The organism is Flavobacterium ginsenosidimutans (genome assembly GCF_003254625.1).
GTDB classification, from domain to species: domain Bacteria; phylum Bacteroidota; class Bacteroidia; order Flavobacteriales; family Flavobacteriaceae; genus Flavobacterium; species Flavobacterium ginsenosidimutans.
Genome location: NZ_QJRJ01000082.1, coordinates 579,095 through 594,182, shown reverse-complemented (window position 1 = coordinate 594,182; position 15,088 = coordinate 579,095). Strand labels below are relative to the sequence as shown.

The window sequence follows — 15,088 nt, the reverse complement described above, 5'->3', positions numbered from 1 at the left end:
TTTGAAATTTATTATTTCGAAACTTGAAGATTATCCAAGTACTTCTTTTACTTTTTTACCAATTTCAGCTGGTGAATCAACAACGTGAATTCCGTTGTCTCTCATGATTTGTTTTTTAGCAGCAGCAGTATCATCAGAACCTCCAACGATAGCACCTGCGTGACCCATTGTTCTACCAGCAGGAGCAGTTTCTCCAGCGATAAATCCAATAACTGGTTTACGGTTACCATCAGCTTTTACCCATCTTGCAGCATCAGCTTCTAATTGACCACCAATTTCACCAATCATGATGATAACTTCAGTTTCTGGATCGTTCATTAATAATTCAACAGCTTCTTTAGTTGTAGTTCCAATGATTGGATCTCCACCAATACCAATTGCTGTAGTGATACCTAAACCTTGTTTTACAACTTGGTCAGCAGCTTCATAAGTTAAAGTTCCTGATTTAGAAACGATACCAACAGTTCCTTTTTTGAAAACGAAACCTGGCATAATACCAACTTTAGCTTCACCTGGAGTGATTACACCTGGACAGTTTGGACCGATTAATCTTGAATTTCTTTCTTTAACATAATTATTTGCTTTAATCATATCTGCTACAGGAATTCCTTCTGTAATAGCAATAATTACTTTAATTCCAGCATCAGCAGCTTCCATAATTGCATCAGCAGCAAAAGCTGGCGGAACAAAAATGATAGAAGTATCAGCACCAGCTTGATCTACAGCATCTTTTACTGTATTAAAAACTGGACGATCTAAATGGCTAGTACCACCTTTTCCTGGAGTAACACCCCCAACAACATTAGTACCGTACTCAATCATTTGAGAAGCGTGGAAAGTACCTTCGCTTCCTGTAAATCCCTGAACAATTATTTTGGAATCTTTATTAACTAAAACACTCATGATATATATTTTATGTAGTTTTTAAATTTGTGTTGCAAAAATAAGGTTTTGTAATGTATTTTGCCTCTTTTATTGTCAAAAAAATATTAAGAAAATTGACTCATTTGATAACCTCTGTAAAGTTTATCGTCTTTGATCTGCCAAATTGTTGCAAAATGCGCCAATAACATCTCTTCCCTCGGATTCTCTATTGTTTTTACGAAATGAGAGTAACGTACTGATACTAAATCATCTTCCGCAAGAATATGACTAATTCTCACCTTAGAACGAACGTAAGCCCGACTAAGTTCATTAGCCATTTCAACAATAGAATCATAATCCATCTGAATAAAACCTTTACTGCTGTTCCATTCAAGCGTAACATCAGGATGCAGATATGTTTTTAAAATTTCGCTATCAATTAAGGCATCTGACTTGTAAAATTTCTGAACAAATTCTTTAATAGACATATTACTTCAATTTACTTAATATTTCAGGAATCTTCTTGATATTAGCTAATTGCTTTAATTTTTCTCTTGACTCTTCGATTGGAGTACCAAAATAAGATTTTCCTCCTTCAACTGACTTGGTTACACCCGTCTGTCCCATCACAACCGCTTTTGCTCCAATCGTTATACCACTAGTTGTACCAACTTGCCCCCACAACGTTACTTCATCTTCAATAATCACACAGCCTGCAATACCAGTTTGAGAAGCAATTAAGCATTTTTTCCCAATAACAGTGTCGTGTCCAACATGTACTTGGTTATCTAATTTTGTACCTGCACCAATAGTTGTATCTCCCGTAACCCCTTTGTCAATTGTACAAAGCGCACCAATACCAACATTATCTTCAATAACAACTCTTCCGCCGGAAATCAACTGATCAAAACCTTCAGGACGTTTTTTATAATAAAAAGCATCTGCTCCTAAAATGGTTCCTGCATGGATAATTACATTGTCCCCAATTACAGTATGATCGTAAATTGAAACATTAGAATGGATTAAACAGTTTTTGCCAATTTTAACATTGTTACCAACAAAACTATTTGGCTGAATTACTGTCCCTTCCCCTATCTCTGCAGAAGGCGCAATGGCAACATTAGCAAATTGAAAAGGTTTAAAATGTTTGGTAAGAATATTAAAATCTCTAAATGGATCATCAGAGATTAAAAGGGCTTTTCCTTCTGGACATTCTACTTCTTTGTTTATCAAAACTATCGTAGCTGCCGATTGCAAAGCTTTGTCGTAGTATTTTGGGTGGTCAACAAAAACAATATCACCAGGTTCAACGACATGTATTTCGTTAATACCTAAAACTTGAAAGTTTTTGTCTCCAATAAATTTGCAGTTAAGCAAATTTGCAATTTCTTGTAAAGAATGACTCTTTGGAAATTTCATATATTATAATTAGAAAATTTGTCAATTAGAAAATGAGTCAATTAGAATGTGAATATACAAAATTATGTCGATTCACAAATTATCTAATTGACTCATTGTCAAATTTATCTTAATTAAAAAACTACTCTTTTACACGCTCCATGTAAGAACCTGAAGCTGTATCGATTTTAATTTTATCACCTTCGTTGATGAACAACGGAACGTTAATGTTAGCACCTGTTTCTACTGTAGCATTTTTTGTTGCGTTTGTAGCTGTGTTTCCTTTAACTCCTGGCTCAGCGTAAGTAACTTCAAGAATTACAGATGCTGGCATATCTACAGATAACGGCAAATCTGTTTCTGTATTGATTTGAACCATTACGTTTGTTCCTTCTTTTAACAAATCTGGAGCATCTAAGATGTTTTTGTTCAATGAAATCTGCTCGAAAGTTTCAGCGTTCATGAAGTGAAACTCATCACCTTCTGGATATAAATATTGAAATGTGTGCGTTTCAACTCTAATAACATCAATTTTATGACCTGCTGAAAAAGTATTATCTAATACTTTACCTGAAGTTAAACTTTTTAGTTTTGTTCTTACGAAAGCTGGACCTTTTCCAGGTTTTACGTGAAGAAATTCAATAATTTTATAGATGTCGTGATTAAATTTAATACACAATCCGTTTCTAATATCTGATGTAGATGCCATTTGTTTTTTTATTTTAGATTTTAGCCCCGAAGCTTCGGGATAGATTTTAGATTCCTAGACAAAGAATCAATCTTCATTTTTAATTTTATATTTTTCAATTTACAGCTTAGAAATCTAAAATCAGAAATCTAAACTCTAAAATTAATAGTTTCCTGAGTAACCTTTCATAATTCCTCGAGAAGAATTTCTAATAAAATCTAGAATTTCATCTCTTTCAGGAGTAGCTTCCATTTCGGCCTCAATAATACTTAAGGCTTGAGTTGTATTGTAATTCTTTTGATATAAAATTCGGTATATTTCCTGAATTTCTCTAATTTTTTCAGTAGTAAATCCTCTTCTTCTTAAACCAACCGAGTTAATTCCAACGTAAGACAATGGCTCTTTTGCTGCTTTTGTAAATGGAGGAACGTCTTTTCTAACCAAAGATCCTCCAGAAATCATAGCGTGATCTCCAATATGAATAAATTGGTGAATTGCCGCCAAACCTCCAATAACTGCATGATTTCCAACAACTACGTGACCTGCCAAAGCAACACCGTTTACAATAATTGCATTATTTCCAATTTCACAGTCGTGTGCAATGTGAGCATAAGCCATTACTAAGCAATTGTTACCAATTACAGTCTGACCAGAAGCAATTGTTCCTCTATTTATAGTTACACATTCTCTAATTGTACAATTATCACCGATAATAGCAAGAGAATCTTCACCTCCGAATTTTAAATCTTGTGGCACAGCAGAAATTACGGCTCCTGGAAAAATGTTGCAATTTTTACCAATTCGAGCGCCTTCCATAATGGTCACGTTTGAACCAATCCAAGTACCATCACCAATAACAACATTATTGTGAATTGTTGTAAATGGCTCTATTACAACGTTTTTAGCGATTTTTGCGCCTGGATGAACATATGCTAATGGTTGATTCATCTGTATGTTTTATATTTTTAATTAAAATATTCTAAGTTTGAAGCAACAAACCTAAACAATAAATTTGAGAATTTATTATTGTTTTCTTGCTATTTGTGCCATTAATTCTGCTTCAGTAACTAATTTACCATTTGCATAAGCGTTTGCTTGCATATGGCAAATTCCTCTTCTGATAGGAGAAATTAACTCACATTTAAAGATTAAAGTGTCTCCTGGCAATACTTTATGTTTAAATTTAACATTGTCAATTTTCATAAAGTAAGTTAAATAATTCTCAGGATCCGGAACGGTACTTAAAACTAAAATACCTCCTGTTTGTGCCATTGCTTCTACAATTAATACACCTGGCATAACTGGAGCTTCTGGAAAGTGACCTACAAAGAAATTCTCATTCATAGTAACATTTTTCAATCCTACTACGTGACGATCAGACATTTCGATAATTCGGTCGATCAACAAGAATGGAGGTCTGTGAGGAAGCATTGACATGATTTTATGAATATCCATCAATGGCTCTTGATGCAAATCATAAGTTGGAACATGATTTCTCTGCTCTATTTTGATAATTTTAGCCAGTTTTTTAGCAAATTGAGTATTTACAAAGTGCCCTGGTTTATTAGCAATAATTTTTCCTTGAATACGAACTCCAATAAGAGATAAATCTCCAATAACATCAAGCAATTTGTGTCTTGCAGCTTCGTTTGGATAGTGTAAAGTTAAGTTATCTAAAACTCCATTTGGTTTAACAGAAATTTCATCTTTACCAAATGCTTTCTTTAAATTAGCCATTGTAGATTCAGAGATTTCTTTATCTACATATACGATTGCGTTGTTTAAATCACCACCTTTAATAAGACCGTGCTCTAACAATGATTCTAATTCATGTAAGAAACTAAAAGTTCTAGAACTTGCAATTTCCTGTTTAAAATCAGATAAGCTTTTAAGCGTAGCATTTTGAGTACCTAATACTTTTGTACCAAAATCTACCATAGTTGTTACTTGATATTCATCGCTTGGCATAACAAGAATTTCGCTTCCTGTTGCTTCATCAGTAAACGAAATAACTTCTTTTACTACATAAACATTTCGGCTAGCATCTTGCTCTTCAATACCTGCTTTCTCAATAGCTTCAACAAAATATTTTGATGAACCATCCATAATTGGAAGTTCAGAGGCATTCAATTCAATAATAATATTATCCAAATCGCAACCAACTACTGCAGCTAAAACGTGCTCTGGTGTTTGAATTTTTACACCTAGTTTCTCAAGATTTGTTCCTCTTTGAGTATTAACAACATAATTAGCATCAGCCTCAATGACTGGTTGGCCTTGCAAATCTACTCTTACAAAAGTGAAACCATTATTAACGGGAGCAGGTTTAAAAGTCATTGTAACTTCTTTTCCAGTATGTAATCCAACTCCTGTTAGTGAAATTTCATTCTTGATGGTCTTCTGTTTAACCATTATTTCCATTTTTTGGGTTTATTATTTGTGTTTCTTTAATTCATCAACTTCTGCAACAATCTTAGGCAGATTTTTGAAGTGTACGTATGATTTATTGTAATCGCTGTATGCAAGCGCTGGAGAGCCTTGTAATACTTCATCATCTTTAATGTTTCTTGCAACTCCTGACTGTGCCTGAAGTCTAACATTATTCCCTATAATTAAGTGGCCAGCAATTCCAACCTGTCCTCCAATCATACAATTTTCGCCAATTTTGGTAGAACCAGCAACACCGCTTTGAGCAGCAATTACAGTGTTTTTACCAATTTCAACATTGTGCGCAATCTGAATCTGATTGTCTAGCTTAACTCCTCTTCTTATTATAGTAGAACCTAAAGTTGCTCTATCTATTGTAGTATTAGCGCCAACATCAACATTGTCTTCGATAATAACATTACCAATTTGTGGCACTTTACTATATTCTCCATCTTCATTAGGTGCAAAACCAAAACCATCAGCTCCTATAATTACACCTGAATGAATCGTACAATTATTTCCAATTACAGTTTCTGAGTAAATTTTTGCTCCCGCGAAAATAAAAACATTATCACCGATCACAACATTATCTCCAATAAAACTATTTGGGTATATTTTTACATTATTACCTAAAACTACATTTTGCCCGATATAACTAAAGCTTCCTAAATATAAATTTTCTCCATATTTAGTCCCTTCAGACATAAAAGACTGAGGTTCGATACCTGTTTTGTTTAATTTTACTTGATTATAAAAATGTAAAAGTTTAGAAAATGCTGCGTAAGCATCTTCCACTTTAATTAGTGTAGTAGTAATATCCTGTTCAGGAATAAAGCTATCATTAACAATTGTTACTGTCGCTTTAGTCGTATATATAAAGTTAATATACTTTGGGTTAGCCAAAAAAGTAAGCGATCCTTCGTCTCCTTCTTCGATTTTTGAAAGTTTAGAAACTTCTGCATTGGGATTTCCAACAACTTCTCCTTCTAAAATTCCTGCTATTTGTTCTGCTGTAAATTTCATCGCGACAAAAATATAAAAAATAGGTTTTAAATGTTAATTTTAGATAAGTTGTTTTGGAAAACAGATATAATATTTTGTAACCAATTTAGATAACGATTTCAAATTCAGCTGATCAGAAGCTTCAACAACATCTTCAATTGTTCTATCTTTTTTCAAAATTCTGATAGGTTCTGCTTCTTTGCTATAAGCTTGATTTTTGATTTTTCCTCTAAAAATAAAATATCCAGCCTCTAATTGACTAATATGATGTTTGTTAGCAAATTGCTCTTTTAAAGATTGAGATTCTTCCATTGAAACCTTCTCTGCGCTCATTTTTATTTTAAGCAAATCTCTATTGATAATCATTTTACTCAAAGTGCTTAAAACAAAATCATCTTGTCTTTGCCAAGCTTTCAAAGCACTTATAATATCAAAATCGTCTAATTGCGAAAACAAATCCAATTTTTCAGCATCAAAATCTTCAAGTGTAATTTTATTATGCATAAAATACGAAAGTGGCTCACTACAAGGAAGATCAACGCCTTTCAACACTAATTCTTTTGCTCGTTTTAGAACTTTCATCAAAATTAATTCAGCTACTAAACTCGTTTTGTGAAGATAAGCCTGCCAATACATTAATCTTCGCGAAAGTAGGAATTTTTCAACAGAATAAATTCCTTTTTCTTCAATTACCAAAACATCATCTTCCACATTCATCATCTGAATCAATCGTTCAGAATTCACATTTCCTTCTGCAACACCAGTGTAAAAACTATCTCGTTTCAAATAATCCATTCTGTCCATATCTAATTGACTTGAAATCAATTGCAACATGAATTTTCTATGATATTCTCCTTTAAAGACCTGAATTGCTAAACTTAGTCTTCCACCAAATTCTTCATTCAGCTGATTCATAAATAATAATGAAATAGCTTCATGATGCACATCTTCAACAATACTTCTTTCCATTGCATGAGAAAATGGCCCATGTCCAATATCATGAAGTAAAATCGCTATTAATAACGCATTTTCTTCTTCTTCAGAAATGACAACATCTTTAAAACGTAGCGTATCAATTGCTTTCTTCATTAAATGCATACACCCTAAAGCGTGATGAAAACGAGTATGGTTAGCTCCTGGATACACCAAATAGGACAATCCCATTTGTGATATACGACGCAGACGCTGAAAATATGGGTGCTGAATTAAGTCGTAAACCAGTTCATTTGGAATCGTAATGAAACCATAGATAGGATCGTTGAATATTTTTAATTTGTTGATCTGAGTCACTACTGAGTTATTTTTTTGGTCAACAAATATAAGTAAATAAGTATAAAGAGTCTGGTGTTTTTTATTTAAAAATCACAGTTGAAATCAACATGATAATCAATAAAATACATTAAAAAATGTTAAAATTCAAAACAAAATCTTGAAGTAACTTTGGTAAATTTATACTATTTTTAATACTTTTTAAGTTCTATAACTCTAAATTGCAGTAAAAATTAAATTGTTTTATGGATAAGATAAAAATACTTTGGGTCGATGATGAAATCGATCTTTTAAAGCCCCATATATTATTTCTAGAAAAAAAGAATTACGAAGTTACAACTTGCAATAATGGCCTTGATGCAATTGCATTATTTGAAGAAGATAACTTTGATATTGTTTTTTTGGATGAAAACATGCCTGGAATGAGCGGATTAGAGACACTTTCTGAAATGAAAGAGAAAAAATCAGCTATTCCGATGATTATGATTACCAAAAGCGAGGAAGAATATATTATGGAAGAAGCCATTGGTTCTAAAATCGCTGATTACCTTATAAAACCGGTAAATCCTAATCAGATTTTATTGAGTTTGAAGAAAAATCTGGATGATTCGAGGTTAATTACCGAAAAAACAACTTTAGACTATCAGAAAGAATTCAGAAAGATTTCGATGGAATTAGCAATGGTTAATTCTTACGAAGATTGGGTTGAATTGTACAAAAAGTTGATTTTCTGGGAATTAAAACTAGAAGATATCAACGATACAGCGATGATCGAAATCTTAGAATCTCAGAAAGTTGAAGCGAACTCACAATTCGGAAAATTCATTGAAAGAAACTATGAAGATTGGTTTGCACCAAAAGCGGATAAACCGATTCAATCTAATACATTATTCAAAGAATTAGTTGTTCCAGAAATTAAAAAGAAAGACAAACCAATTCTTTTTGTCGTAATTGACAATCTACGTTACGATCAATGGAAATCTTTTGAAAGTGTAATTTCAAATTATTATAAGTTAGAAAAAGAAGTTCCGTACTACTCTATTCTTCCAACCGCTACACAATATGCCAGAAACTCTATTTTTTCAGGTTTGATGCCTGTAGAAATGGAAAAACAATTTCCTGAATATTGGAAAAATGATGTTGAAGACGGAGGAAAAAACCTTTACGAAGCAGAATTTCTGTCGGCTCAATTAAAGCGTTTGGGTCTAAATATTAAGGAAGATTATTTCAAAATCACAAACTATTCTGGAGGTAAAAAGCTAGCAGAAAACTTTAAAGCTTTAAAAGGAAATGATTTAGTAACTGTAGTTTACAATTTCGTAGATATGCTTTCGCATGCTAAAACTGAAATGGAAGTTGTAAAAGAATTAGCGTCAGACGATAAAGCGTATCGTTCTCTAACATTAAGCTGGTTTAAAAATTCTCCTTTATTAGAGATCATTCAACAAGCCCAGCTTTTAGGTTTCAAATTGATTTTAACCACAGACCACGGAACAATTAATGTAAAAAATCCGTCGAAAGTTGTGGGAGATAAAAATACAAGTCTAAATTTGCGTTATAAAACTGGACGTAGCTTAACATACGAACAAAAAGATGTTTATGTAGTAAAAGATCCTAAAACAATTGGTTTGCCTGCGATAAATATGAGCAGTTCGTTTATTTTTGCCAAAAATGATTTTTTCTTGGCTTATGTAAACAACTACAATCATTATGTGAGCTATTACAAAAACACATACCAGCACGGAGGGATTTCATTAGAAGAAATGATTATTCCGTTCTTGGTTTTTAATCCTAAATAAAAGAGTTTTCAGTCGCAGTCTCAGTTTTCAGAGAGGACTTGAGACCAATTTGGAAATATTCTACCACAGATTAAAGAATTAGCAAGGGTAAAAAAATCTTTTAAAATCCTTTAATCTGTGGCAAAAAAAATAAATTTTGCTTTCGCGAAAAACAATTAAATTAAATTAAAAGTTTTTAATTTCAATCGCAGTTTACGGCTTCTTACTGAGACTGAAAACTGCGACTGAGACTAAAATAAATAAACAACAAATGAACATCGTTTTTTCATTAGATCAAATTCAAGAAGTTGCAGAGCAGGTTATTGCTTCAAATCCTAAAAAAATCATTCTTTTTAATGGAGAAATGGGAGTTGGAAAAACAACTTTAATTAAGCAATTATGCAAAACCCTAGGAGTTGAAGACGCAACAAGCAGTCCAACTTTCTCTTTAGTAAATGAATATCAAACTTCTAATAATCAAACCGTTTATCATTTTGATTTTTATCGATTAAATAAAGAAACTGAAGCTCTTGATATGGGAGTTGATGATTATTTATATTCTGGAAATTGGTGTTTTATTGAATGGTCTGAAAAAATTGCAAGTTTAATTCCAGAAGAACATTCTACAATTAATATTGAACTGCTTTCAGACGGAAAAAGACAATTGAAATTAATATAGAAACTTTAAGATTTTAAAGTAAATCAAATAAAACCTTTATTTACAGTAAAAATATCTTAACATTCAGCTTGCAGTATTAGCAGAATTTTTGCATTAATTTTAAAACTTTTTACGTAATTTGTACTCTTAATTTTTTGCACTATCCATGTCAATCACATTAACTCCATTTACAAAACAACAATTAATACCACAGGAAGAAAAACTTGAGGTTGGTCGTTTTAAAAGAGAACTTTTTATAGGAATTCCTAAGGAAACTAGTTATCAGGAACGTCGTATCTGTCTTACGCCTGACGCTGTCAATTCCTTAACATATGAAGGCCACCGCGTTATGATCGAATCTGGGGCGGGAGAAAGTTCGAGTTATACTGATAAAGAATATGCAGATGCTGGTGCAGAAATCACAAAAGACACAAAAAGAGTTTTTGGCTGTCCGTTTCTATTAAAGGTAGAACCGCCGACTTTGTCCGAAATACAAATGATAAACCCGGAAACGGTTATTATTTCTGCTATTCAGCTTAAAACTAAAAAGAAGGAATACTTCGAAGCTTTGGCTCAGAAAAAAATCACAGCATTAGCTTTTGAATATATTAAAGATGAAGACGGATCTTATCCTGCGGTAAAATCTCTAAGTGAAATTGCAGGAACTGCTTCAATCCTTATTGCAGCAGAATTAATGATTACTGACGAATTTGGAAAAGGACTTTTGTTTGGAAACATTACAGGCGTTCCTCCTACTGAAGTTGTAATTTTAGGAGCAGGAACAGTTGGTGAATTTGCTGCAAAAACTGCCATTGGACTCGGTGCAAACGTAAAAGTTTTTGATAATTCTATTACTAAACTACGTCGTTTGCAAAACAATTTAAATCAAAGAATTTTTACTTCAACGATACAACAAAAAGGTTTATTAAAAGCCTTAAGGCGCTGTGATGTAGCAATTGGTGCGATGCGCGGAAAAGAACGCTGTCCGATTGTTGTTAATGAAACAATGGTGGAGCACATGAAAAAAGGTGCAGTAATAGTTGATGTCAGCATCGATACTGGAGGTTGCTTTGAAACTTCGGAAGTTACTACTCACGAAAAACCAACATTCATAAAAAGTAATGTTTTACACTATTGTGTACCAAACATCCCTTCACGTTATTCCAAAACTGCTTCATTATCAATTAGTAACATCTTAACTCCATATCTTCATCAGATAGCCGAAGATGGTGGTATTGAAAGTGCAATTCGATGCAACAAAGGTCTTAAAAACGGAATTTATCTTTATCACGGAATTCTAACAAATAAAGCGATTGGCGATTGGTTCGATTTACCAGACAACGATATTAATTTACTTGTATTTTAAGGGAACTTTAATGTACCTTTGCAAAAATTTTATTTCATGAAGTTCGTACACCGTTTTGCATATTATCTGATTGGTCTCGTAATGGGATGTTTTATTGTATCAGGATTTTTTATTGGAAAAGACACTCGCTGTAACTATTTCCCAAATGCAAGAGTTTTAAATAATCTTAGAACAAAACCATTTCAATATTCACCAAAAGCCATTCAGACTTTAAATGAAAAATGGGTTGACACTGCAGACGTCAAAAATACATTAACTTATGGAGATGTTGATTTTGATCAAAGCAATGTTTCGTTCAAGAAAGGAAAACTTTATATCATTGAAGGAAAAACAGTAAAAAATCAAGAGATAATTCTAAAAGTAGTCAATTACGAAAACAAAGCTGTTTTAGAAGAAATTGTAAAAAAATAAAAAGAAACCCAATAACATTAAATCACGTTATTGGGTTTTCTTTTGCAAAATATATTTGTTTTTTTAATCACAAAAACACAAAGTTTTTCCCTTTGTCACTTTGAAACTTTGCAACTAAAAAAAATCACCATTCAATTTCTTTTAATCCTTTAGATTTTAAGAAATCATTTGTTTGGCTAAAATGTTTGTTTCCAAACCAAAATCCCCTATTCGCGCTTAATGGCGAAGGATGTCCAGATTTCAAAATATGATGTTTTGAAGCATCAATTAAAGCAGCTTTCTTTTGAGCGAAACCTCCCCAAAGCAAGAAAACAACATTTTCTTTTTCAGCAGAAATCTGTTTGATAACGGCATCAGTGAATTTTTCCCAGCCTTTTCCTTGGTGGCTTCCTGCTTCAGATTGTCTAACGGTTAAAGTAGCATTTAAAAGAAAAACACCTTGATCTGCCCAACGTTCTAAATTACCCGTATTAGGCATTGGTATATTGAAATCATCTTGAATTTCTTTAAATATATTTTGAAGTGATGGCGGAAACGGAATTCCATCATTCACTGAAAAACACAAACCATTTGCCTGATTTGGACCATGATAAGGGTCTTGTCCAATTATAACCACTTTTACTTCATCAAAATGACAATGATCAAAAGCTGAAAAAATTTGACTCCCTTTTGGGTAACAAACTTTTGTTGCGTATTCTGATTTTACAAATTCAATTAAATCGTTGAAATATGGTTTTTCGAATTCTTCATTTAAAACTGGTTTCCAAGAAGAATGCATTTTTACGTCCATAATTTTTTTTATGCGAATTTCAGAAATTATTGCTTAGAATCATATTTATTAAAAGAAAAATGTTAAAAGTTAAAAGTCAAAAATTAAAACGATAGCAAAGAAAAAAATTTATAATTCATAATTCATAATTCACAATTGATGAATGTTTTCGTACTTTTGCCTTTACTTTCATAAAGAAATTAAATGATCAGTATTACAGAAAAAACGTTACAAGACTTACAATTTCCAACCGTTCTAGAAACCATTTCAGATGGATGCAACACTGATATTGGAAAAGAAAAGGCTTTACAAATAAAACCAATTAGAGACAAAGAAGAATTAATGCAATCTTTGATGCAAACATCAGAGTATGTATCTTCTTTTCAAAATAATAACGCAATTCCGAATCACGGATTTGACGCTATCACGCACGAAATTAAATTCTTAGCAATTGAAGATAGTTTTCTTGAAGTAGGAAGTTTTAGAAAAATTGCTAATCTTTCGGCAACCACAAATGTCTTATTGAATTTCTTAAAAAAATTCGACGATTATTATCCAAATCTAAATGCAAGAGCTTCAAGAGTAGAATTGACAAAAGATATCATAACTGCAATTGACGCAATCGTAGATAAATATGGAGAAATAAAGGACAACGCTTCTCCTGCTTTGGCTGGAATTCGGCAAAATATGAATTTGGTTCGCGGAAAAGTGAATCAAAGTTTTGGTGTGGCTTTAACTCAATATAACGGTTTAGGTTATCTGGACGATATTAAAGAAAGTTTTGTGCAAAATCGTAGAGTTTTAGCGGTTTTAGCCATGTATCGCCGCAAGGTTAAAGGCTCAATTTTAGGAAGTTCAAAAACTGGAAGTATCGCTTATATCGAGCCTGAAGCTACTTTAAAATATTCTAGAGAATTAGCCAATTTAGAATACGAAGAGAAAGAAGAAATCACGAGAATTTTAAAGAATTTATCCAATGTAATTCGTCCTTATCTTCCTTTATTAATTGAATATCAAGACTTTTTAAGTGATATTGATGTAGTTGCTGGAAAGGCAAAATATGCAAATCGTATTAATGGAATTTTACCAACAATTACAGAAGAAAGAAGATTGTTCTTTAGAGAAGCCTATCATCCGATTTTGTATTTAAATAATAAACAAAAGCAAGAAGTTACATATCCGCAAACTATTGAGCTACAACAAGAAAACAGAATTATTGTAATTTCTGGACCAAATGCGGGAGGAAAAACTATTTCCTTAAAAACAGTTGGATTATTGCAATTAATGCTACAATCTGGAATTTTGATTCCGGTTCACGAAAGAAGTGAAACTTTCTTATTTGATAGAATCTTAACTGATATCGGAGATAACCAATCCATTGAAAATCATTTAAGTACATATAGCTACAGATTAAAAAACATGAATTACTTTTTAAAGAAATGTAATAAGAAAACCATGTTTTTAATTGACGAATTTGGTACAGGTTCTGATCCTGAACTTGGTGGAGCTTTGGCTGAAATTTTCTTAGAAGAATTCTACCATCGTGAAGCTTTCGGAATTATTACTACGCATTATTCAAATTTAAAAATTCTTGCAAACGAATTGCCATACGCAACGAATGCGAATATGATGTTTGATGAAAAATCTCTTGAACCAATGTACAAATTGGCTTTGGGTCAGGCAGGAAGTTCGTTTACTTTTGAAGTTGCTCAAAAAAATGGAATTCCGTTTGGATTAATTAATCGAGCGAAAAAGAAAATCGAAGTTGGGAAAGTTCGTTTTGATAAAACCATCGCAACGCTTCAAAAAGAAAGATCAAAACTGGAAAAAACTTCTTTGAATTTAAAAGAGGAAGAAACCAGAGCGCGTGAAGAAAGTAAAAAGATGGAAAACATCAATACTAAAATCCAGCAAAAACTAGAAAGCTATCAAGAATTGTATGATAGTAATCAGAAGATTATATATATAGGACAAAAAATTGACGATATCGCTGAAAAATATTTCAACAACAAAAACAAAAAAGAACTTATTGGTGAATTTTTGAAAATTGTTGAGATCGAAAATTCTAAACGTAAAAAAGCAACTCCGAAAGAAGTAAAAGCAAAAGTTGAAAAACAAAAAGAAATTATTGCTGAAGTACAAGTAAAAGTTGAGGAAATTCGAAAAGAGAAAAAAGAAAAGAAACTTAAACCTGTTGTAGAAAAACCAAAACCAATTTTAAAAGTTGGTGACAGAGTAAGAATGCTCGATGGAAGATCTGTTGGAAGCATTGATTTAATCGAAAAAAATAAAGCGACGGTTAATTACGGAATTTTTACTTCGAAAGTAAGTTTGGATGAATTGGAATTGGTTGAAGCGGTAAAAAAATAAAATTTTCACTCACAGTCGCAATTTTATAGCCTTGAAATTGATTTAAAAAGACCAAAATTAAAATAAATCGATTTAAGGATTTTTTTTT

General features: G+C 32.3%; 14 protein-coding genes. 5 read left to right on the top strand and 9 right to left on the bottom strand.

Annotation, left to right across the window (positions count from 1 at the left end; translation table 11 throughout):
* Positions 1–30 precede the first annotated feature (30 nt).
* The 8 genes from sucD to DM444_RS23115 form a co-directional block, all read right to left on the bottom strand.
* A complete protein-coding gene (gene sucD / locus DM444_RS23150; RefSeq protein ID WP_111291027.1) occupies positions 31–903 on the bottom strand; it encodes a succinate--CoA ligase subunit alpha in 873 nt (290 codons plus the stop codon).
* An 86-nt stretch (positions 904–989) separates the two neighbouring features.
* A complete protein-coding gene (locus tag DM444_RS23145) occupies positions 990–1,352 on the bottom strand; it encodes a nuclear transport factor 2 family protein (RefSeq protein ID WP_111291026.1) in 363 nt (120 codons plus the stop codon).
* A 1-nt stretch (position 1,353) separates the two neighbouring features.
* Entirely contained in the window at positions 1,354–2,283 is a 930-nt protein-coding gene (locus DM444_RS23140) for a UDP-3-O-(3-hydroxymyristoyl)glucosamine N-acyltransferase (protein WP_111291024.1), read from the bottom strand.
* 121 nt (positions 2,284–2,404) lie between these two features.
* Positions 2,405–2,971 (bottom strand): elongation factor P, encoded by a 567-nt coding sequence (gene efp, locus DM444_RS23135; protein WP_095929274.1) that lies wholly within the window; start codon positions 2,969–2,971, stop codon positions 2,405–2,407.
* 141 nt (positions 2,972–3,112) lie between these two features.
* Entirely contained in the window at positions 3,113–3,898 is a 786-nt protein-coding gene (gene lpxA, locus DM444_RS23130) for an acyl-ACP--UDP-N-acetylglucosamine O-acyltransferase (RefSeq protein WP_091497682.1), read from the bottom strand.
* A gap of 75 nt (positions 3,899–3,973) precedes the next feature.
* The gene (locus DM444_RS23125) at positions 3,974–5,362 is read right to left on the bottom strand and encodes a bifunctional UDP-3-O-[3-hydroxymyristoyl] N-acetylglucosamine deacetylase/3-hydroxyacyl-ACP dehydratase (protein ID WP_111291231.1); all 1,389 of its coding nucleotides are present in this window, start codon (positions 5,360–5,362) and stop codon (positions 3,974–3,976) included.
* Positions 5,363–5,383: 21 nt separating this feature from the next.
* A complete protein-coding gene (lpxD, locus tag DM444_RS23120) occupies positions 5,384–6,400 on the bottom strand; it encodes a UDP-3-O-(3-hydroxymyristoyl)glucosamine N-acyltransferase (RefSeq protein ID WP_111291022.1) in 1,017 nt (338 codons plus the stop codon).
* Positions 6,401–6,439: 39 nt separating this feature from the next.
* On the bottom strand, positions 6,440–7,669 hold the full coding sequence (locus DM444_RS23115) for an HD domain-containing protein (RefSeq protein WP_111291020.1): 1,230 nt from the start codon (positions 7,667–7,669) through the stop codon (positions 6,440–6,442).
* Positions 7,670–7,893: 224 nt separating this feature from the next.
* Here DM444_RS23115 and porX point away from each other — a divergent pair, with 224 nt between their 5' ends.
* From porX to DM444_RS23095, 4 genes are all read left to right on the top strand, one after another.
* Positions 7,894–9,447 (top strand): T9SS response regulator signal transducer PorX, encoded by a 1,554-nt coding sequence (gene porX, locus DM444_RS23110; RefSeq protein WP_111291018.1) that lies wholly within the window; start codon positions 7,894–7,896, stop codon positions 9,445–9,447.
* Between the two features lie 250 nt (positions 9,448–9,697).
* Positions 9,698–10,105: a tRNA (adenosine(37)-N6)-threonylcarbamoyltransferase complex ATPase subunit type 1 TsaE gene (gene tsaE / locus DM444_RS23105; RefSeq protein ID WP_111291016.1), complete on the top strand. Its 408-nt coding sequence runs from the start codon at positions 9,698–9,700 to the stop codon at positions 10,103–10,105.
* Between the two features lie 145 nt (positions 10,106–10,250).
* Positions 10,251–11,450, top strand: a complete 1,200-nt coding sequence (locus tag DM444_RS23100) for an alanine dehydrogenase (RefSeq protein ID WP_111291014.1) — start codon at positions 10,251–10,253, stop codon at positions 11,448–11,450.
* Positions 11,451–11,486: 36 nt separating this feature from the next.
* Positions 11,487–11,861 carry a DUF4258 domain-containing protein gene (locus DM444_RS23095; protein ID WP_111291012.1) on the top strand — a complete coding sequence of 125 codons (375 nt, stop codon included), beginning with the start codon at positions 11,487–11,489 and terminating at the stop codon, positions 11,859–11,861.
* Positions 11,862–11,985: 124 nt separating this feature from the next.
* Here the strand turns inward: DM444_RS23095 and DM444_RS23090 are convergent, their stop codons facing one another.
* Complete coding sequence (locus tag DM444_RS23090; protein ID WP_111291011.1) at positions 11,986–12,651, bottom strand: uracil-DNA glycosylase; 666 nt, start codon at positions 12,649–12,651, stop codon at positions 11,986–11,988.
* A gap of 183 nt (positions 12,652–12,834) precedes the next feature.
* Between DM444_RS23090 and DM444_RS23085 the strand changes: the two genes are divergently transcribed.
* Positions 12,835–15,000, top strand: a complete 2,166-nt coding sequence (locus DM444_RS23085) for an endonuclease MutS2 (protein ID WP_111291009.1) — start codon at positions 12,835–12,837, stop codon at positions 14,998–15,000.
* Positions 15,001–15,088: the final 88 nt, after the last annotated feature.

Bases quoted from the DNA above. Each gene is read 5' to 3' on its own strand.
- sucD (WP_111291027.1), bottom strand. From the start codon at position 903: ATGAGTGTTTTAGTTAATAAAGATTCCAAAATAATTGTTCAGGGATTT.
- DM444_RS23145 (WP_111291026.1), bottom strand. From the start codon at position 1,352: ATGTCTATTAAAGAATTTGTTCAGAAATTTTACAAGTCAGATGCCTTA.
- DM444_RS23140 (WP_111291024.1), bottom strand. From the start codon at position 2,283: ATGAAATTTCCAAAGAGTCATTCTTTACAAGAAATTGCAAATTTGCTT.
- efp (WP_095929274.1), bottom strand. From the start codon at position 2,971: ATGGCATCTACATCAGATATTAGAAACGGATTGTGTATTAAATTTAAT.
- lpxA (WP_091497682.1), bottom strand. From the start codon at position 3,898: ATGAATCAACCATTAGCATATGTTCATCCAGGCGCAAAAATCGCTAAA.
- DM444_RS23125 (WP_111291231.1), bottom strand. From the start codon at position 5,362: ATGGTTAAACAGAAGACCATCAAGAATGAAATTTCACTAACAGGAGTT.
- lpxD (WP_111291022.1), bottom strand. From the start codon at position 6,400: ATGAAATTTACAGCAGAACAAATAGCAGGAATTTTAGAAGGAGAAGTT.
- porX (WP_111291018.1), top strand. From the start codon at position 7,894: ATGGATAAGATAAAAATACTTTGGGTCGATGATGAAATCGATCTTTTA.
- tsaE (WP_111291016.1), top strand. From the start codon at position 9,698: ATGAACATCGTTTTTTCATTAGATCAAATTCAAGAAGTTGCAGAGCAG.
- DM444_RS23100 (WP_111291014.1), top strand. From the start codon at position 10,251: ATGTCAATCACATTAACTCCATTTACAAAACAACAATTAATACCACAG.
- DM444_RS23095 (WP_111291012.1), top strand. From the start codon at position 11,487: ATGAAGTTCGTACACCGTTTTGCATATTATCTGATTGGTCTCGTAATG.
- DM444_RS23090 (WP_111291011.1), bottom strand. From the start codon at position 12,651: ATGGACGTAAAAATGCATTCTTCTTGGAAACCAGTTTTAAATGAAGAA.
- DM444_RS23085 (WP_111291009.1), top strand. From the start codon at position 12,835: ATGATCAGTATTACAGAAAAAACGTTACAAGACTTACAATTTCCAACC.